At 36.7% G+C, this 20,424-nt stretch carries 19 protein-coding genes; 10 read left to right on the top strand and 9 right to left on the bottom strand.

Going from position 1 to position 20,424, the window contains the following annotated elements:
• The first annotated feature begins 182 nt into the window (after positions 1-182).
• From ACZ9HT_RS01580 to serS, 10 genes are all read left to right on the top strand, one after another.
• On the top strand, positions 183-2,336 hold the full coding sequence (locus tag ACZ9HT_RS01580) for a peptidylprolyl isomerase (RefSeq protein ID WP_476038678.1): 2,154 nt from the start codon (positions 183-185) through the stop codon (positions 2,334-2,336).
• A gap of 125 nt (positions 2,337-2,461) precedes the next feature.
• Positions 2,462-3,412 (top strand): MlaD family protein, encoded by a 951-nt coding sequence (locus ACZ9HT_RS01575; RefSeq protein ID WP_476038677.1) that lies wholly within the window; start codon positions 2,462-2,464, stop codon positions 3,410-3,412.
• Positions 3,413-3,424: 12 nt separating this feature from the next.
• Complete coding sequence (locus tag ACZ9HT_RS01570) at positions 3,425-4,756, top strand: 4Fe-4S dicluster domain-containing protein (protein ID WP_476038676.1); 1,332 nt, start codon at positions 3,425-3,427, stop codon at positions 4,754-4,756.
• Positions 4,757-4,830: 74 nt separating this feature from the next.
• The gene (locus ACZ9HT_RS01565) at positions 4,831-5,613 is read left to right on the top strand and encodes a (Fe-S)-binding protein (RefSeq protein WP_476038675.1); all 783 of its coding nucleotides are present in this window, start codon (positions 4,831-4,833) and stop codon (positions 5,611-5,613) included.
• A gap of 11 nt (positions 5,614-5,624) precedes the next feature.
• Positions 5,625-5,789, top strand: coding sequence for a hypothetical protein (locus ACZ9HT_RS01560; protein ID WP_476038674.1), 165 nt, complete (start codon positions 5,625-5,627; stop codon positions 5,787-5,789).
• Positions 5,779-6,270: a hypothetical protein gene (locus ACZ9HT_RS01555; RefSeq protein WP_476038673.1), complete on the top strand. Its 492-nt coding sequence runs from the start codon at positions 5,779-5,781 to the stop codon at positions 6,268-6,270. The genes ACZ9HT_RS01560 and ACZ9HT_RS01555 overlap by 11 nt, the downstream gene beginning before the upstream one ends.
• Before the next feature lie 88 nt (positions 6,271-6,358).
• A complete protein-coding gene (locus ACZ9HT_RS01550; RefSeq protein ID WP_476038672.1) occupies positions 6,359-7,495 on the top strand; it encodes a glycosyltransferase in 1,137 nt (378 codons plus the stop codon).
• Position 7,496: 1 nt separating this feature from the next.
• Positions 7,497-8,750 carry an MATE family efflux transporter gene (locus ACZ9HT_RS01545; protein ID WP_476038671.1) on the top strand — a complete coding sequence of 418 codons (1,254 nt, stop codon included), beginning with the start codon at positions 7,497-7,499 and terminating at the stop codon, positions 8,748-8,750.
• Between the two features lie 72 nt (positions 8,751-8,822).
• On the top strand, positions 8,823-9,320 hold the full coding sequence (locus ACZ9HT_RS01540) for a hypothetical protein (RefSeq protein ID WP_476038670.1): 498 nt from the start codon (positions 8,823-8,825) through the stop codon (positions 9,318-9,320).
• A gap of 74 nt (positions 9,321-9,394) precedes the next feature.
• Positions 9,395-10,663 (top strand): serine--tRNA ligase, encoded by a 1,269-nt coding sequence (gene serS / locus ACZ9HT_RS01535; protein WP_476038669.1) that lies wholly within the window; start codon positions 9,395-9,397, stop codon positions 10,661-10,663.
• Positions 10,664-10,712: 49 nt separating this feature from the next.
• Here serS and ACZ9HT_RS01530 read toward each other — a convergent pair whose 3' ends face one another.
• The 9 genes from ACZ9HT_RS01530 to ACZ9HT_RS01490 all read right to left on the bottom strand — a co-directional run bounded on the left by ACZ9HT_RS01530 (position 10,713) and on the right by ACZ9HT_RS01490 (position 20,422).
• Positions 10,713-11,501: a hypothetical protein gene (locus ACZ9HT_RS01530; RefSeq protein WP_476038668.1), complete on the bottom strand. Its 789-nt coding sequence runs from the start codon at positions 11,499-11,501 to the stop codon at positions 10,713-10,715.
• Between the two features lie 73 nt (positions 11,502-11,574).
• Entirely contained in the window at positions 11,575-12,318 is a 744-nt protein-coding gene (locus ACZ9HT_RS01525) for a sulfite exporter TauE/SafE family protein (RefSeq protein WP_476038667.1), read from the bottom strand.
• Positions 12,309-12,764, bottom strand: coding sequence for a FixH family protein (locus ACZ9HT_RS01520; RefSeq protein ID WP_476038666.1), 456 nt, complete (start codon positions 12,762-12,764; stop codon positions 12,309-12,311). The genes ACZ9HT_RS01525 and ACZ9HT_RS01520 overlap by 10 nt, the downstream gene beginning before the upstream one ends.
• 5 nt (positions 12,765-12,769) lie before the next feature.
• Positions 12,770-14,221 (bottom strand): cytochrome c oxidase accessory protein CcoG, encoded by a 1,452-nt coding sequence (ccoG, locus tag ACZ9HT_RS01515; RefSeq protein ID WP_476038665.1) that lies wholly within the window; start codon positions 14,219-14,221, stop codon positions 12,770-12,772.
• 97 nt (positions 14,222-14,318) lie between these two features.
• Positions 14,319-15,197 (bottom strand): cbb3-type cytochrome c oxidase N-terminal domain-containing protein, encoded by an 879-nt coding sequence (locus ACZ9HT_RS01510; RefSeq protein ID WP_476038664.1) that lies wholly within the window; start codon positions 15,195-15,197, stop codon positions 14,319-14,321.
• A 22-nt stretch (positions 15,198-15,219) separates the two neighbouring features.
• Positions 15,220-15,411, bottom strand: a complete 192-nt coding sequence (locus ACZ9HT_RS01505; RefSeq protein WP_476038663.1) for a cbb3-type cytochrome oxidase subunit 3 — start codon at positions 15,409-15,411, stop codon at positions 15,220-15,222.
• Positions 15,412-15,429: 18 nt separating this feature from the next.
• The gene (gene ccoN, locus ACZ9HT_RS01500) at positions 15,430-17,709 is read right to left on the bottom strand and encodes a cytochrome-c oxidase, cbb3-type subunit I (protein WP_476038662.1); all 2,280 of its coding nucleotides are present in this window, start codon (positions 17,707-17,709) and stop codon (positions 15,430-15,432) included.
• Positions 17,710-17,714: 5 nt separating this feature from the next.
• Positions 17,715-17,918: a cbb3-type cytochrome oxidase assembly protein CcoS gene (gene ccoS, locus ACZ9HT_RS01495; protein WP_476038661.1), complete on the bottom strand. Its 204-nt coding sequence runs from the start codon at positions 17,916-17,918 to the stop codon at positions 17,715-17,717.
• A gap of 113 nt (positions 17,919-18,031) precedes the next feature.
• Positions 18,032-20,422: a heavy metal translocating P-type ATPase gene (locus ACZ9HT_RS01490; RefSeq protein ID WP_476038660.1), complete on the bottom strand. Its 2,391-nt coding sequence runs from the start codon at positions 20,420-20,422 to the stop codon at positions 18,032-18,034.
• Positions 20,423-20,424: the final 2 nt, after the last annotated feature.

Here is a 20,424-nt window from a genome sequence, read left to right as displayed (position 1 = left end):
CGCGTGATTTGCTTTAAAAGTGCTTTCAATAAAAAGTTCTTTTTAATTTCGCAAGCACTATGCCAACGAAATATTTAGACAAAATTTCCATTATCTGTAAATAATTCTGTTTAAAACCTTTAAAATTTTTCTCAATCTGTTAAAAATGTGTATTTTCGCACACTGATAAAATTATACAAAAAATGGCAGTTTTAGGAGAGATTAGAAACAGACCTTGGCTTTTAATGGGAATTATCGCAGTTGCGATGTTGGCATTTGTCGTGAATCCCGATAGTTTAGAAAAACTATTTGGTGCAAAACAGGGTGTTTACGGAAAAGTGAACGGTGATGAAATTACAAAAGAAGATTTCGACGATCAACTTTTTTTGCTTCAACAACAGGCACAACAACAAGGTCAACCTGCAAAAGGATTAGAGGAACAAGCATGGCAAATGGTTGTGCAATCCAAACTGATCGAACAGCAGTTTGATAAAATGGGGCTTACTTTAACCGACGATATGTTCTGGAATCAGATCCAGTTCGATCCTATGTTTGCTCAGAATAAGGAAAACTTTGATGCGAAAGGCAACTTTAAAGTTCAGGAAATTAAAAAGCAGATCGAAGAACTACAGTCAAGTGGCAATGCAGAAATGTATAACAACTGGTTGAAAACAAGAAAAGCCATACAATACAGAATGATGGCCCGACAGTTATTTGCAAATGTTTCTACTGGAATTACCGTGAGTAAGAAAGAAGCGGAAGAAATGATGAAGCAGAAAGATCAGGTTGCGGATATCGATTTTGTTAAAGTTGATTACAACGCATATGCAAAAAAAAATCCTGTAAAAATTTCTACTCAGGATTTAACAGATTATATTAAGAAGCATCCCGTAATGTACAAAAGAGATGCAAGTAGAAATATCGGTTTGGTTTATTTTCCTGCAGCTCCGAGTTTAGAGGATGATGCAACTGCTCAAAAAGACATTAACAAATTATTCTCTGAAGGTAGTGAAGTGAGTGGCGGAAAAGAAAATTTCCAGAACACGACGAACGATTCTATGTTTGTGGCTTTGAATTCCGATATGCCTTACAATGCACAGTATTTTTCGGCAAGTCAATTACCTGCTGCGATAAAAGACAAGGTGGCTGCTTCAAGTGTTGGAACGACTTTCGGTCCTTATAAAGAACAGAATTTTTATGTTGTTTCTAAACTTTTAGATAAAAAACCTTCAGATTCTACACTTTCCCGTCATATTTTAGTTTCCTATAAAGGAAATCAGGCTGCGGGAGATGCAACAAGAACTAAAGAAGCTGCAAAAAAATTAGCGGATTCGATTAGTACTGTTGTAAAAGCTGATCCTGCTAAGTTTACAGAATTCTTAAAATACTCATCTGATCCAGGTTCTGCTGCACAAGGTGGAAGTGTGGGCTGGACCACTCCTGCAACACCATTTGTTCCGGAATATTTAAGTTTTCTTGCCAACAACGGAAAAGGAGCAACTGCAGTTGTTGAAACGCAGTACGGATTTCATGTTATTAATATTGAAGATAAAAAATCCGGCGCAATGACTTATAAAGTTGCGAACTTGGTGAAAGCGATCAAACCTTCTGATAAAACAGAGAATGAGATCTACACCAAAGCGACCAAATTTATTCAGCAGGTTCAGGGGAAATCATTCAACGATTTTTCAAACGTAGCTAAGAAAAGCAATTACTCATTCTCTAATCCAAAAGAAGTAAGCCGATTCCAGGGTCAATTGCCAGGTTTAGCAACAGATAAAGATGAAGAAATTATCGCCTGGGCTTTTGATAAGAAAAGAGAAAAAGGTGATACCGATATTTTCACTGTAGACGGAACTGGAGACAGAATCGTTGCCTTCTTAAACGGAGTGCAGGATGCAGGAACAGCAGATCCGGAAGCTGTTAGAGATCAAATTGAACCGATTATCAAAAATAAGATTTTAGCAAAACAAATTACAGATAAAATTTCTGCTGCAAATGCTACTAGTTTAGATGCGATCGCTAAATTGTTTGCTACTACAAAACAATCTGCACAGGTTAATCTTTTGAGTCCACAAGTTGCGGGTGCGATGGAGCCGAAAGTTGCAGGTGCTGCATTTGGTGTTGCGAAAGGAAAAGTTTCTAATCCTGTAGAAGGAATGACAGGCGTTTACGTTTTGGTGAAAAAATCTGAAACCACCAACAAACAGCCCGGAGATGTGAAACAGATCACGCAGGCAATTGCAAGTCAGAATTCTCAGCAATTCGGTCAGTCATTGCTAAAAAGTCTTCAGGATAATGCTAATATTAAAGATTACAGAATCGAAGTCTATAATAAAGCTGCACAACAGCAATAGAATTAATTCCGATTTATATACAAAAAGCGACTTCAACAGGTCGCTTTTTGTGTTTTCAGATCTTACATAATTTAATGATGTTTATTTAAAATGTATTATATTTGTTCCTTAAAAATTACAGAAAAGTGAAGTTCACAAAAGAAATAAAGGCAGGATTAATAGCCCTTTTAGCGATTATAGGATTTGTAATATTGTTTCAGTTTATGAAGGGCAAAAGTCTTTTTACGAGCGATAATGCATTTTATGCAAAGTTTGATAACGTTGAAGGCCTGGCTGCTTCAAATCCGGTATCTATTAATGGATTAAAGGTTGGGCAGGTTGACAAAATAATTCCAATTACGGCAAGTGACGGCAAGATTCATTTCGTCGTTAAGGTAATGATTGACGATGGTTTTGAATTCTCGAAAAAATCAACAATAGAAATTTTTGAACCTGGTCTAATGTCCGGTAAAGAGATGCGTGTAAATCTGGCTTACGGTCAGCCTATGGCTAAAGACGGTGATACATTACAAGGATCTTTCACACTATCAATGCTGAATAATATCTCTTCGCAAGTTGGTCCGGTAAAAGACCAGTTGCAGGTTGTTTTAAAGCGGGTTGATTCCTTAACGAGCAACGCAAATCAAATTTTGAATGATCAGAACAGAGAAGAAATTCGTTCTTTACTGATCAATTTGAATAGAACTGTTGCTTCTTTCGAAGGAACTTCTAAACAAACAAATGCGCTTTTAGCGAACAGTGATCCTAAACTTCAGAAGGTTTTAGATAATGCTAATCTTGCGACCATAAGCGCCAGAACAGCTATCGATAAATATGGAAAAGTTGCTGATGATGTCGATGTTCAGAAATTGAATACGACGATCGATAAACTAAGCATGACTGCAGACAAATTAAACGGCGTGATTTCCGGAGTGCAGAATGGGGAAGGAAGTCTGGGTAAATTGACTCAGGATGACCAACTTTATAATAATCTGAATACCGCTTCAGACAATCTGAATAAATTGATCGAGGATTTGAAAACAAATCCTAAACGCTATCTTAACTTCTCTGTTTTTGGAAAGAATATAAAAGACTAAAACCTTTGCAATATGCAATATATTGACAATATAATCTTCTTTATTGCCCTGATCGTAGGGTTTGGACTTTTTTTTAAAAGTTTAAAAGAGATTTACCGAAATATTAAACTCGGAAAAGCAATTGACCGAACAGATCAACCTGCCGTCAGATGGAAAACCATGGGAAAGGTGGCGCTGGGACAAAGTAAAATGGTCAAACGACCCATTGCCGGATTTTTGCACATCTTAGTTTACGTCGGTTTTATTATCATCAATTTCGAATTATTAGAAATTGTAATTGATGGTATTTTTGGAACACACCGATTTTTAGCGGGTATTCTGGGAAGCGGTTTCTACAGTTTTTTTACTGCGACTTTAGAGATTTTAGCGATCCTGGTAGTTATAGCAGTTGTTCTCTTCTTTATCCGACGAAACTTTTACGGGATCAAAAGATTCCAGATGAAAGAGTTATTCGGCTGGCCGAAACACGATGCGAACTGGATCCTGATCATTGAGTTTGCTTTAATGGCAGCATTCCTAATGATGAATGCCTCTGATTGGGCTTTACAGCAAAAAGGAGATTTTCCCGCGCATGGCAGTTTTCCGATTTCAACAACTCTATTGGGTCCGCTATTACAAAATTTCAGTTCTGGTACTCTGGTTATTCTGGAAAGAGGAGCTTGGTGGTTTCATATTTTAGGAATTTTGTTCTTCATGAACTATTTGTATTATTCAAAACATTTACACATCATTCTAGCCTTCCCGAATACGTGGTTTGCCAATTTGAAACCGAAAGGACAATTCAATAATTTAGATTCAGTTACGAAAGAAATTAAGTTGATGATGGATCCGAATGCCGATCCTTACGCTGCAGCACCAGAAGCTGATCCAAATGCAGTTCCCGATAAATTTGGAGCGAGCGATATTTTCGACCTCAATCAACATCAGTTATTAAGTGCTTATTCCTGCACGGAATGTGGAAGATGTACTGCTGTTTGTCCGGCGAATATTACAGGAAAAAAATTATCTCCACGTAAAATTATGATGGATACAAGAGACCGCATGGAGGAAGTAGGAAAAAACATCAATAAAAATGGAAAATTTGTCGATGATGGTAAAAAATTACTCGATGATCATATTCAGAAAGAAGAGCTTTGGGCATGTACCACTTGTAATGCCTGTGTAGAAGCTTGTCCGATCTTGATCGATCCACTTTCTATCATTGTAGAAATGCGCAGATTCCTGGTCATGGAACAATCTTCTGCACCAAGTGAATTAAATGTGATGATGGCAAATGTGGAAAATAATGCCGCTCCTTGGGCTTATAACCAAGCGGACCGTTTGAACTGGGCTAACGAAAATTAATATAACAAGGTAATAATCTAGCAATGTAACTGTTTTTGATAAAATGCTGCATTGATAAACTGGTAAAGTATAAAATGGATTTCACTATAAAAACAATGGCAGAATATGCTGCCGAAGGAAAAGCGCCCGAAGTTTTATTTTTCGTGGGATGCGCCGGAAGTTTCGACGACAGAGCGAAAAAAATTACGAAAGCATTCTGTAAAATTTTAAATAAAGTAGGCATCGAATTTGCCGTTCTTGGTAAAGAGGAATCCTGCAACGGTGATCCTGCAAAGCGTGCTGGGAACGAATTTGTTTTCCAGATGATGGCGCTTACGAACATCGAGATCATGAATGGTTATGGCGTTAAGAAAATTGTAACGACCTGTCCGCATTGTTTCAACATCATTAAAAATGAATATCCAGGTCTGGGTGGAAATTACGAAGTTCTTCATCATACCCAATTCCTGAAAAAATTGATGGAAGAAGGCCGTCTGAAAATAGAAGGCGGAACTTTCAAAGGAAAAAAAATAACCTTCCACGATCCGTGTTATCTCGGACGAGGAAATGGCGAATATGAAGCACCAAGACAGCTTCTGGAAAAATTAGATGCCGAACTGGTAGAAATGAAACGCTGCAAATCTAACGGATTGTGTTGTGGAGCCGGTGGTGCGCAAATGTTTAAAGAACCTGAACCTGGTAACAAAGACATTAATGTGGAGAGAACGGAGGAAGCGCTGAGTATGAGTCCAAACATCATTGCAACAGGTTGTCCGTTTTGTAATACCATGTTGACCGATGGCGTGAAACATTTTAATAATACAGAAGTTGCGGTAAAAGATATTGCCGAACTGTTAGCAGAAGCAGAAGATTTGTAATGAGAAAAAATATGCTTTACTTTCTAATGATTGCAGGCGTTTTATTATTCGTTCTTAATATTTGGTCTGCTGATTTTGATACCACGAAAATAAATTTTTGGAGCGCAGGAGCGAGTTTGCTTCTGGTCGTTTTAGGATTTATTGAATTAAAAAAGTTACAGAAAAATGAAAATTGAAGAATCAACAATAGTAGAAACAAATGATTACCGCGTAATTATTTATCCGGCATCAAGACCGTTTACTTCCAAAGAAAGCAAAGTAATTACCGAAAAATTATACGACTTTCTCGCAACCTGGGCTGCTCACGGGAAACCGCTTTCTTCTTCATTTAAAATTGAAAAAAATCAGTTTATCGTAGTTTGTGTAGATGAAGACAAAGAAGCCGCTTCAGGATGTTCTATCGATTCTTTAGGACAGATTATGCGCCAGATTGATGCGGAGTTTGAATTAGGTTTATTTGACCGAATGAAAGCCAGCTTTGTAGAAAATGGCGAGATTAAAACAATGAAATTACAGGATTTCAGAAAAGGTCTAAAAGAAGGAACGATTACAAACAATATCGAAGTTTTCGACTTTTCTAAAAATTCTTACGTTGCTTTTCTAAGTGATTTCTTACTTCCTTTGAGAAGAAGCTGGGCTGGAATTTATGTTGATTAGTTTCCATAAAAATTAAATTCTTTGTTTTGATGAAAAGGTATTAAGCCTTTAAAAATGATTTTCTGTAACAGTGTAGATCGAGAAATAGATGGCAGAAAAAATACTTTTTTTAACAACAGCGCATCATTACAACGATGACAGGATCTTTTTTCATCAGGTAAAAGAACTTAAAACTCAAGGCTACGAAGTTAAGATCTGCAGTTTATCTTCCGAGTTCAAAGGATTTATTGAAGGAATTGAAATTGAATCATATTCTATACTCCATCAATCAAACCAAGAGAAAAGTCAGGTCTTCCAAAACGTGATCAATTCTTTCGGACCGGACTGCATTATTTGCTCCGAACCTCTTGCAGTAATCGCTTCCAACAAATTCAAAAATAAAAGTACAAGTTTAATTTACGATATTACAGAATGGTATCCTTCCACAAGAATGGTGCAGAGTTATAATTCTGTTTTTAAACTCAACAAGGCTTTTAAATTTTTTCTTATTAATTTGTATGCAGGATTTCTAAGCACTCATTTTATTTTTGGGGAACGATCGAAAAAATTTCCATTAGCATATCTTTTTCCTTTCAAGAAAAAACTGATGTTGCCTTATTTCCCAGATGATAACTATATTACAAAAAGCATCAAGAAATTAGAAGATAACAAACTTACCGTTTGCTACACCGGACAAATATCAAAAGAAAAGGGAATCGAGAATTTCTTTAATGCGATCGACAGTTTGCGCTCAAAAAAGCCAGAATTAAAAATTTCAATTCTCATCGTTGGATCCTCAAGAAATCGGGAAGATGAACAATATTTTTCCAGTCTGCTGAATAAATATTCCTGGGAAGATATTACAATTGCTCAACCGAGTTCTTTTGAACATTTTACTGAATCTTTTAAAAACGCCGACGTTTGTTTTGACTTGAGAGATGCGAGTTTCGAAAATAACAACTGTTTGCCAATTAAGTTGTTTTATTATATTGCTGCTGGAAAACCAGTTATTTACACGGATCTCAAAGCCATCAGACAATTTATAGATGTTTCTCCATTTGGATTTTTGGTCGATCCGGAAAATTCAGATTCTATATCAGATCTGCTTATCAATTACTTTGATAATCCAGAAACCTACGATAACCACGCAAAGAATGCCCGAAAAGAATATAAGAAAAAATACAATTGGGGGATTATTAGCGATTCTTTTCTTACATTCATAAACCAATCTATTTATAAGAATTAAAATGAAACAACTTACCGTTGTTCAAACGTTTGTTTCCCGGTTTCTCATCCTGTTTCTAAGCTTCGGTTTGGTGATTTATTCCACAAATATGTGGGGAAGTGAAGGCAAAGGATCCATATCGATCGTTATTGCAAACTCTGCGATTATTGGATTTTTCAGTAATATATTTGCAGGAAGCAGTATTTCTTATTTCGCCTCTAAATATAAAACGGAAAAGGTTTTACTCTACGCTTATCTTTGGTCAATCGTTGTTGGAATAACAGTTCCGCTGGTTTTTAGTTTTTACATTAATGAAGACTACTTATATTACTTGATTGGAATCTCGATTTTTTCTGCTCTACTTTCCGCAAATATTAATTTATTCATCGGCAGAAAAAACATTCAAATGTTTAATCTATACACGATTCTACAGCAAGCGGTTCACATTATTTTTATTTTGGCGATTGTTTATTTACTGAAAATTACCGATGTCACCACCTACTTTATCGCGCAGATCAGCTGTTATGCCTTGCTTTTTTTAATCAGTTCTTATCATCTTTTATCGAATTGTGATTTCTCCGATATTGGTTTTTCTAAGGTAGTTTTGTTAGATATGTTTGAGTATGGCTGGAAATCGCAACTCAGTGCTTTCATACAGTTTTTAAATTATCGACTTTCCTTTTATTTTTTAGAGTATTTTCAAGGTTTGGCTTACGTTGGAATATTTTCGATTGGAGTTACTTTTTCTGAAGCGATCTGGACTTTAAGCAGAAGTCTCGCCGTGATTCTTTACTCAGAAGTCATCAATCAGGAATGTCCGGAAAAAGCAATTCAAAAAACAAAGACATCGCTCAAAATAACGTTTTTAATCACGTTACTATTCATGATCGTGATTCTCATCATTCCTTCTCAGGTATATGTACTGATTTTCGGGAAAGATTTTTATCAGACGAAGGAAATTATATTTTTACTTTTCCCGGGAATAATGGCAATCGCAGTGAGTAATATTATTGGTTATTACTTCAGCGGAATAAATAAACTGGGAATTTTGAATCTCAAGTCCATTGCTGGATTAATTATTACGGTGGCCTTTTCATTTTACGCGATTCCACGCTGGGGAATTTACGGAGCTTGTGTTGTAACGACCATTTCCTATTGTTTTTCTTCCGGAATTCTTTTCTGGAAATTTTATCAAACGACCGAGTTTCGGGTAAAGGACTATTTAACTTCTCGGGAAGAACTCAATTTTTATTATCGAAAATTATTTAAAAAGTGATTTCATTATTAAGCTATATGACGCTTCTTTTTTATTTCTCTTAAAAATTTAAAATAAATTATCTTTGCATTCATGAAAAATGTATTTTTCTATCTTATACTAAGTTCTTTTGCGTTTCTGTCCTGCAGAAATGATGAAATTCCTGTGCAGCAAATTGATCAGATTCTCAATATTTATATCGATTCTGCGGGGCAGGATCTTTTAAACAGTAAAATCCCGGGTTCCTACACTAATATTCGATGGAATGATATTAATGGTTTTAAAGATGATGCTCCTGTTAGTTTCAATAATAGAAAAGATGCTGATACCATTAATTATTTAGAATATCTTGCGGGTGCAAGGCGAATTGCAATTGATTCGGCTGGAAATTCTAAAACCTATGAATCGAAAATTGATCTTTTTTTGACCAGAAGGATCAATGATTCTACGAATTCAGTTTCAAAAGAATTAATGATAATTCATTACACTCAAACTCCGGAATTGTTTCAGGTTTCCAAGGTTTGGTATAATAATGTACTTGAATTTACAAAAGTTCAAGGCCAACCCAACATCGTGAAGATCACGAAATAATCATTAAATTTACATTTTAAAATCAAGAGTCAACGTTTTTAATGAACGTTTGACTTATAAATATTTTACATAATATGTTACAAGTTCAGTTTTTGCGCGATAATAAAGAGCGCGTTTTAGAAGGTTTAGCAAAAAGAGGTTTCAAACATAATGATCTGGTTGACAAAGCCATTTCATTAGATGACGAAAGAAAAAAATACCAGTTCGAATTAGACCAGAATTTATCGGAGATGAATAAGATTTCCAAAGAAATTGGTATTCTAATGCGAGAAGGTAAAAAAGAAGAAGCAGAATCTGCAAAGTCTAAAACAGCTGAGTTTAAAGAAAATTCTCAGGATCTTCAGCAAAAATTGAAAACTTCAGAGGCGCAACTTTTAGAAGTTATGTATCAAATTCCAAATATTCCATACGAGAAAGTAAAAGCCGGAACAACTGCAGAAGAAAATGAAATCATCTACCAATCCCATGACGTTGAAGGGTTAGGAGAAGGAGCGATTCCACATTGGGAACTGGCAAAAAAATACAATTTGATCGATTTTGAATTGGGTGTAAAAATCGCCGGTGCAGGTTTTCCTGTTTATTTTGGGAAGGGAGCGAGATTACAAAGAGCTTTGGTGCAATATTTTTTAGATAAGAATGTTGATGCAGGTTATCTGGAAGTGAATCCGCCGCACGTTGTGAATGAAGCTTCCGGTTATGGAACCGGACAATTGCCCGATAAAGAAGGTCAAATGTACTATATCAACGAAGATAAATTGTTTTTGATTCCGACGGCAGAAGTTCCCGTTACGAATTTATACCGCGATGTTTTGTTAGATGAAAAAGATCTGCCCATTAGAAATACAGCATTTTCGCAATGTTACAGAAGAGAAGCCGGAAGTTACGGCGCTCATGTTCGTGGTTTGAACAGACTGCATCAATTTGAAAAGGTAGAGATCGTTCGTTTGGAAAGACCTGAGAATTCTTACGCAGCTTTGGAAGGAATGGTAGAACACGTAAAATCTATTTTAGTTGATCTGGAATTGCCTTTCCGTATTTTGAGATTGTGTGGTGGAGATACCGGTTTCGCCGCAGCAATGACCTACGATTTTGAAGTTTGGAGTGCCGCTCAGGAAAAATGGTTAGAAGTTTCTTCAGTTTCAAATTTCGAAACCTTTCAGGCAACGCGGTTGAAATGCAGATTTAAAAGTGAAGGAAAAACCCAGCTTGTTCATACTTTAAACGGTTCTGCGATGGCTTTACCGAGAATTATGGCCGCGTTGTTAGAGAACAATCAAACGGAAGATGGAATTAAAATTCCGGCAAAGATCGCAGAATATGCGAAATTTGATCTGATCAATTAAGCAACATCTTAGAAAAAATTGAAAACCACCGAAGTTCGGTGGTTTTTTCTTATTCTGTCGTGATAATTATCTTCTTGTCCTTGTTCGTTAATGCTTTTCCATCGCCCAGTAAATCATTACTCCGAACATTGATCTGAATGGTTTTATTATCGATCTGTTTCACGAAATCATGTTTTCCAACGATACTTTTAATGGGTTTTTGAAACTTCATGGTACTGGTGAAATTCATGTTGAACATTTTCATCATGCCAATCATTCCCTGCGCCATTTGCTTGCCGTAAACTTCCAAAGAATCGCTTTTACTCGTTGGAGTAGAAGATTTTTCATTCTCCGTATTTTTTGCGATGTCTTTTAATAAATCTGTATTATTGAATTTATCGGTGTCGATGGTGAGAACATTGCCATTCCAAGTAGCGACATTTTGTAGCGGTAAACTTTTGAGTTGCTTGCTTTGTGAAAACAGCTTGGTGATTTCACCGGGTAAAAGTTTATCGTATTTTAAAGATAAGCCGTAAACTTCGCCTTTATCTTTGTTCAACTTCATGAACATTTTTTTCAAAACTTTCACTGAATCCTGGTTCAAAGTTACTTTCTGATCTTTTTGGAGATCGTATAAACTTTTCCAGTCGGTAGAAAGATTGATGAATTCCTTCGATTTGGTGAGAACGTCGGTTTTATTTCCCATCATGCTCATCATTCCAAGCATGCTTTTATCGAGGAGAATATTCGATTCCATGCTCGTTGCGGAATCTTTAAAATAGGTGGTTTCTGTATTGATAGAACAGGATTGTAAAGCGAAAGTTGCCAACAAGATCCAAAGGCCAAATTTTTTGATCATCTCTTAATTTATTTAAGGGTTTGATTTAATTTGGAGACCAAAGTTAATTATGGATATCAAGGAAGAGCTTTTACTAATGGCAGGTCGCGTGATCTCCCATCTGATGTTTTTTCGAATTATTGTGAATGATCTGTAATGAATCATGCGGCGGCGAAATGTAAGGTATTCCCAGTTCCAGTCCGCGAATTATAAATAGTCCACCTAAAAGGATCATCATGACTGGAACGAACTTTAAAATTTTAATTCTAAAAGCCGTGGTCATTAAATTTCCTACAAGAACAATGGCAAACATGAAAGGTAAAGTTCCCAAACCAAAAAGTGCCATGAATGTTGCGCTTTGCCAAATTCCGCCAGAAGCTAAACTTGCGGTTAACGCCATATAAACCATTCCGCACGGTAAAAATCCATTAAGAATTCCGGTGCTGAAACGGGAGCGATAATCTGCTTTTTGGAGAAGACGGCCCAAACTCATTTTTACTTTCAACAAAAATTTAGACATAAAAGGAATTTTCGAGGCGAAGTCTTTTCCACCAAAAGAAAATACCGCCATCAAAATTAGAAGAATTCCAACGCCAATCGTTAAATATTGCTGAAAACCAGCCATTTGAAAACCTTTCCCCACAATACCAAGTACGGCGCCTAAAAAGGAGTAAGTAACAATTCTGCCGAACTGATAGGTTAGATTTTGAAGGTAATAATTGGTTGCCTGTTTTTTAGTTAAACCCAAAGAAAGCGCGATAGGACCGCACATTCCGATGCAGTGAAACCCGGAAGCGAAACCTAAAGCGAGTGCCGAAAAAATGAGTGCTATTTCCATTGAACGTCGTAATCGAGTTGATACGGTTTTTTATTAGATTTCCATTTTAATTTCAAAGTATAAGATCCTGCAGAAAGAACTTTAGCGGGAATTTGAAAGGCATTTTTACCGTCGAGTGTAATTGATTTATTGATGTCCAGGTTAGCATCATTCGTCCGGAACATTTGAAAATCTACTTTCGACTGATCTGGTTCGATACTTTTCGGGAATGTAATTGTAATTCCCTGAGCGCGTTGATCATAGTTCGGTTTTTCTGCCAAAAGATCTGCGTTTTTCTTCGCATCTATAACATCTTGATATTGTAACTCTTCATTGTAATAGTGATCCGTAACCAGTTCAGCACCTTGCTGCCCATTCGGGAAGATTAAAATCATAAACAAAATGAAAGCGATAAATGAGCCGAGTGCGAGAACGATCCCGTGACCCCATGTAAATTTTTTGAACATTATTTTTAAAATTGCAGTTTGAAAGGTCCTTCGAAATAAGTTTTAAACGTGTCTAAAAGTTCACCTTTATCATCATAAACGCCAATACTGATGTTTTGTTTGGAGAGTTTGATCTCTTTTTCCGGGAAACTAATATTCACCGTTCCTTTTGTAATTTCGCCTTTCTTAATTTTTATTTTGTTGGATTCGCTTAAAGTAACTTCGGCATGTTGCGGCTCCAGTACTTTAATCGTGATTATTGCGTCTTTATTGCTTTTATTTAAAAACGTATAACTGTAGGTATTGGTGATCTTAGCATCTCTTACAAAGAAAGATGAACCTGCAGGTTTGATGAATTTTGCTTCAACATCACTTCTGTTGTAAAGTAGAAATCCTAAGAATCCTATCATTAATAATAAAACCACAGTGTACGCTTTGGTTCTGTTCGTATAGGTAAAAGGCAATTCTTTTTCGATCTCATCTTCCGTCGCATATCTGATCAATCCTGGTGGAAGTCCGGTTTTCACCATTACTTCGTCACAGGCATCAATACATGCGGTACAGTTTACACATTCAAGCTGTTGTCCGTCTCTAATGTCAATTCCAGTTGGGCAAACAACAACACATTGGTTACAATCGATACAATCGCCCTTTCCGTTGGCTTTTCGATCTTCGCCTTTTCTCCATTTTGAGCGGTTTTCTCCTCTTTTAAAATCGTAATAAACATTTATAGTTTGTTTATCGATCAGCACACCCTGCAATCTTCCGTATGGACAAACCAACGTACAAACCTGCTCTCTAAACCAAGCAAAGGTGAAGTAAAATGAGGCGGTGAAAATGATCATCACCAGGAAACTTGAGAAGTTGGTGAAAGGACCTTCTTTGATCATTTCGAAAACTTCATTATAACCAACAATGTACATGAACATCCAGTGGGTAATGATCAAAGAAATAATAACGAAGATGGACCATTTCAAAGCACGTTTCCATATTTTTTCTGCGTTCCATTCCTGGCGGTCGAGCTTCATTTGTTTATTTCGGTCACCTTCGATCATGTAATCGATCTTGCGAAAAACCATTTCGAGGAAGATCGTTTGTGGACAGATCCAGCCGCAAAAAATTCTACCAAAAACTACGGTAAACAGAATAATGAAAACGATCGAAGTAATTGCCCCTAAGGCAAGGATAAAGAAATCTTGTGGATAAAAGGGTTGTCCGAAAATGTAAAAATGCCTTTCAACAACATTGATAAGGAGAAAAGGATTGCCATTGATCTTAATGAAGGGAATCACGAAAAACAATACTAAAAGAAAATACGCAACTAAAGATCTGTAATTGGTGTACTTTCCTTTTGGTTTCCGTGGAAAGATCCACTTTCGTTTCCCGGATTGATCCATAGTCCCAACAGAATCTCTAAAAGTTTCTGCATCTACCACCTGTCCTTGTCCCCCTCTGAAATTATTATCTAAATCCGCCATTTGTTACAACACTTTTTAAACAAAAAACATAATCCCTATTCTTGTAATTTACCAGAATAACGGATTATGTTTTCAAAATTATTATTGTTTTTTAATTTTATTTCTCCCAGTTTGCAGGTGTTCCTTGTGGAGCAGCCCCGCCTTGTGCTTGAGTAATTGGATTTTGTTCCTGATTAATATGATAAACATAAGCAGATACATTCTGAATGTCGAATCCGGTTAGAACTCCGTTTTTCCCCCATGCCTGCATGGCTGGATTGTTTGGACTTCCGTTCTCAACCATATAGAAAACATTTTTGAATAAAGTTTTTTCTGGTTGATTGATCCAGTCATTATCAGTAAGGTTAGGTCCAATTCCACCTTTACCACCATCGCTGTGACAAGATACACAGTTCGTTTTAAATACTTCTTCACCTGCTGCAATATTGTCCGGAGAATACATCGCGTCTGCTATTGTTGGTGGAGGAGTGTTCTTAACATATTCTGCGATACTTGCAGTTTGCGCTTTGTACTCTTCATCATACTCTTTGATTGGATGTGCGAAATCGGTCAGCCAGTAAGAAAGCATATAAACGATACAGTACGCTACACCGAAGTAGAATAAACCAAGCCACCATTTCGGCAACTGATTATCCAACTCCATAATCCCATCGAAACCATGATCAATAAGCAGGTCTTTTTCTGTACTTGCCGGTTGTTTTTTAAATGCACCTTCATATAAAGATTTAAGAAAAGGTACTTTCTTAGCTTCTAAGTACGACGCTTTTTCAACGTCGGTTAAACTCTTGAATTTTTCATTTTCAATTAAATCTCCAATGGTATTTTGAATGAGTGCCAAAATTGAACTTATTACTACCGTCCCCCAAAAATAAGGCGAAGATAAGAATGAGCTATTCTGAATGAACATGAAATACATAATGAAAATAATCACAAGTATTATGGCAATCGTTACGTAAACGGGAGTTCTTTGTTTCATTTTATTTAGTTTTTATATAAAATTACAAGTTTCTATCATCGATGTCATCATTCAAAGGAGCGTTTGCTTCTTCTTCATAATGCTTTTTGGGACGAGAAAAAACCCAAATTACAATACCTAAGAAAAAGATAAGAAAAAAGATCATAGACAAAGTTTGCAGGAGGCCTACATTTTCGCCATTAGCCAGAATATCTTTTATATTTTGAGGTATCATAACTGTTATTTTTTTAGTTTAGTTCGTACTTGCAGTTTTAATTTCGGTTGTTTTAATATCAGTTCCCAGTCTCTGCAAGTAAGAAATAAGTGCTATAATCTCTTTTTTCTCTAGCGGAACAAAGTCTGCACCCTGTTGCGCTTTCCTTTCTGCGTATGCTGCTTTAACGTCAGCTGCTTCAGAATAAATTTGTTTCACAATAAAACTTGCCTGGTTATCTGCCCAACTGTCTGCTGAATCAATCTGTGCCTGAGTGTAAGGAACATCAAACGTATTTTTCATCAGTTTGATTTTATCCACCATTTGGCTTCTGTCTAAGTCCCTGGCGATTAACCATGGGTATCTAGGCATAATGGAACCTGCCGATGTTACTCTTGGATTCAGCATGTGCTTGTAGTGCCATGAACTTGGATTCTTACCACCTTCTCTATGTAAATCCGGTCCAGTTCTTTTAGAACCCCAAAGGAATGGTCGGTCATAAACAAACTCTCCAGCTTTGGAATATTGTCCATTCTTTCCGTTAAATCGTACGATCTCATCCCGGAATGGTCGGATCATCTGGCTATGACATGCATTACAACCTTCTCTAATGTAGAGATCCCGTCCTTCTAATTCAAGTGGAGAATAAGGTTTTACTGCAGCGATTGTAGGTACGTTTTCCTTAATAGTCAGCGTTGGAACAATTTCTACAAATCCACCAATCGCTACTGCAATAAATGACAGTACTGTTAAAAGCATTGGAGTTCTCTCCAACCAAAGGTGAAAACCTTCGCCTTCTTTTCTTTTCTTTGTGATCGCAGCCAATGCAGGTGCTTCTGCAGGAACATTCTTTTGGAAAGATCCGCTTCTTACCGTTGCAACTACGTTTACACACATTAAGATGGCTCCGGAGATATATAATAATCCACCCACAAACCTCATTTGATAATAAGGAATAATTGCAGTTACGGTATCTAACCAGTTTTTGTAAAGTAATGTTCCATCTGGATTAAACTGTTTCCACATTAATCCCTGTGTAAATCCAGCGATATATAAAGGAACGGCGTAGAAAATAATTCCTAAAGTTCCTAACCAGAAATGCCAGTTCGCTAATTTTACAGACCATAATTTGGTTCTCCACATGATTGGAAGAAGATAATAGATCATCCCAAAAGTCATAAAACCATTCCAGCCTAAAGCTCCAATGTGAACGTGACCAATAACCCAATCGGTGTAGTGACCAATTTTATTTAAAGTTTTTGTTGCCAATAAAGGTCCTTCAAAAGTAGCCATTCCGTAACAGGTAATTGCCACTACGAAGAATTTTAATACCGGATTCTCCCGCACTTTATCCCACGCTCCTCTTAAAGTAAGAAGTCCGTTAAGCATTCCACCCCAAGATGGTGCGATCAACATAATGGAAAATCCTGTTGCTAATGCTTGAGCCCAACCCGGAATTGCAGTGTACTGCAAGTGGTGAGGTCCTGCCCAGATATATACGAAGATCAAAGACCAAAAGTGAATGATCGATAATTTATAAGAAAATACTGGTCGGTCTGCAGCTTTTGGTAAGAAGTAATACATCAAACCCAAAACAGGTGTCGTCAATACAAATGCTACGGCATTGTGACCGTACCACCATTGTACTAAAGCATCTTTTACTCCTGCATAAGCAGAATAAGATTTCCAGCCGGTAAATGATAATGGAACTTCTAAGTTGTTAAAAATATGAAGCATTGCGATCGCAACCCAGGTTCCTAAGTAGAACCAAATTGCAACGTATAAATGTCGTACTCTTCTAATGAAAATGGTACCGATCATGTTTGCTCCGAAAATAACCCAAACAACCGTGATTAAAATATCAATTGGCCATTCGTGTTCTGCATATTCTTTAGAGGTGTTTATCCCCATTAAGAAAGTGATAATGGTAACAACGATCATAAACTGCCATCCCCAAAAATGAATCCACGATAGCGTATCGCTCCACATTCTCGTTTTTAGTAGTCGCTGCAAAGAGTAATAAGCTCCCGCAAAGAAACCATTACAAACGAATGCAAAAATTACCAAACTCGTGTGAACCATTCTAATACGCCCGAAACCGAAAGCTCCGTGAGTATTGATAAGTCCCTGTAGATTTCCGCTTCTTAAACTAACAATCGTTGCATCGTCAGTTCCAAAAAAATATTCAGGTAGTTCCGGATAAAATAAAAGTAAGGCAGCTGTTAATCCCATTAAGAAACCGAGAAGTCCGAAAACTACGGTCGCGTAAAGGAATGCACGTACGATACTGTTATCATAACTAAATTTCTGTGTTTCCATATTAATTAATCACTTTTTTCTTCTGTAGGTATATCTAATTTTTTGTCTGTCTCAGGTTTTTCTTTAATAATTTCCGAGTCCAGAAGTATGCGGACAGCAGGCGATTCGTCATCTTCAAACTGTCCATTTCTTGCACTTACTATAAAAATGATCAGAAAAACAACAGCCAGTAAAACGCTGCAGAGAATCATTAAGTACAGTATATCCATGTCTGTGCAAATTTATTATAAAATTGACCCAAATTTACTTAAAAAATATGATATTCATCATTAAATGTTAAATAACGTTAATTTGAAATAGGTCTAAATAAGAGTAAACAGTCTTAATACTTGAACTTGAAATATTTAGTGCTTCGCCACCACGTTGCAACCGAGGTAAAAGCAACCACACTTATAGAACTTATAGGCATTAGGATCGCAGCAAAAAGTGGCGACATATGTCCTGTTACCGCAAAGCCAAGTCCTATAATATTGTACATAAAGCTAATGGCAAAGGTCATTTTCACAATCGTCATTGCATCTTTACAAAATTTCAGGTATTTCTCAAAATCCACTAATTTTTCTCCAGCCATGATCACATCAGAAGACGGCGTAAAAGAATTCGTATCATCTGCAACGGCAATTCCAACATTACTCTGCTTTAAAGCGCCAGCATCATTTAATCCATCCCCGAACATGGCGACTTTTTGGTTTTGATCCTGTAAGTTTTTGATATAATTCAATTTATCCTCCGGACTTTGATTGAAAGCCATGCCCGTAATATTCGGAATCATGCTTTTCAACTTAGATTCCTCCGATGAATTGTCGCCGCTCAAAATATGAATTTTATATTCATAAAGTGTTTTAAATAAAGTATTTAAATCTTCCCGATATTCATTTTGAAAAATATATTTCCCCAAATAAACATCGTTATTACTAAGATGAACGGCAGTTTCTAAGTTTTTAGAATCCAGTCCTACCAATTTCGCAGAACCTATTTTATATCTTTTTCCACGAACGTCCGCTTCATAACCTTTCCCCGGGATTTCCTTAAAGTTTTCAATCGGAAAATTTTCATCTTCAATTTCAAGAAAATCGTAAAGAGATTTCGATAGCGGATGATTTGAATTTTTGAGTAGACTTTTAATGGTTTTCAGATCAAATTCTGAAATTTCAGTTCCTTCAAAATTGATATTCGATTTCTTGTGGTGCGTGATCGTTCCTGTTTTATCAAAAGCCAGGGTATTGATTTTGGATATTTTTTCGATAGTTAAAGTGTCCTTCACGTAAAATTTATTACGACCCAGGATCCGCATTACATGTCCAAACGTAAAAGGAGCAGAAAGCGCCAAAGCGCATGGACAGGCAATAATTAAAATTGCTGCAACCACTTGGAACATTTTCTCGAAATCGATCTGAGCCCAGTAAATCCCTGCAATTAAGGTAATTCCTAAAATAATAAAGGTGAAATATTTCGAGATCTCATTTGTCAAAGTATCAAGTCCGGTTTCGTATTTCTTGAAGGCTTCCTTGTTCCAAAGCTGGGTTAAGTAACTTTGATTCACTGTTTTAATAACTTCCAGTTCCAGTGCCGAGCCAACCTGTTTTCCACCCGCAAAAATTTTATCGCCCGCTTTTTTGGGGATTGAGGCGCTTTCGCCTGTAATAAAACTGTTGTCTATATTTCCTTCACCATTAATAAGAATTGCATCTACAGGAATAATTTCCTGATTCCGAACCATAATTCGGTCTCCAATTTTTAGATCTGAAAGTAAAATATTATCCTGTTTTCCATTGAAATCAACTTTCGTTACTGCGATTGGATAAAAAGATTTATAATCACGGTCGTAAGAAAGCGCGCTGTAAGTTCTCTTCTGGAATAATTTCCCTAAAAGCATAAAAAACAAAAGTCCGCACAAGGTGTCGAAATATCCTTGTCCGTAATCGGTTAAAACTTCGTAAATACTTCTGCCGTAGAGCATTAATACTCCCAGAACAATCGGAACATCAATGTTGACGATTTTATTTTTCAGGCCAAACCACGCTGATTTAAAATAGTCAGAAGCCGAATAGAAAACCACGGGAGTTGCCAGCAAAAACATGATGAAGCGGAAAAGCGGTTTGTATTTATCCATCCAAAAATCGCTCGTACCCATGAGCTGTCCTGCATATTCCGGATAGGAAAAAAACATTCCGTTCCCGAAAGCAAATCCAGCAATGGCGAGTTTGATGACTAACGTTTTGTCGAAAACCTCTTCTTTTTTATCTGCGGTTTCAAGATTGATGACCGGCTTGTAACCGAGATTGGTTAAGAATTTCGCCAGATCGCTCAATTTCAATTCATTATGATTGAAAGAGATCTGAACGTTCTTCCGGGTAAAGTTGACCTGCGAATAATTAATGTTATCATTCAAAGTATGAAGACTTTCCAGAAGCCAGATACAGGATGAACAATGGATCACGGGAATTTTTAAAGTAACAAGACTTGTATTGCCTTCTGAGAAATCGGTAACGTTATTGAAAATTTCGGGAGTATCCAGGTAATCGAATTGAGAAATATTATCATCGTTCGGTTTAATTCCAGACCGTTTATTGAGTTCGTAAAAGTTTCCTAAATTGTTAATATTCAGTATTTCGAACACCGATTTGCAGCCGTTACAGCAAAATATTTTCTCATCGAACGAAATTCGCTCTTTGTCTATATCCTGACCGCAATGAAAACAATTTTCTGCCACTT

The organism is Chryseobacterium sp. UYP7, assembly GCF_056279225.1.
The sequence above is the reverse complement of the archived record's forward strand: the minus strand, read 5'-3'. Positions and strand labels throughout refer to the sequence as shown.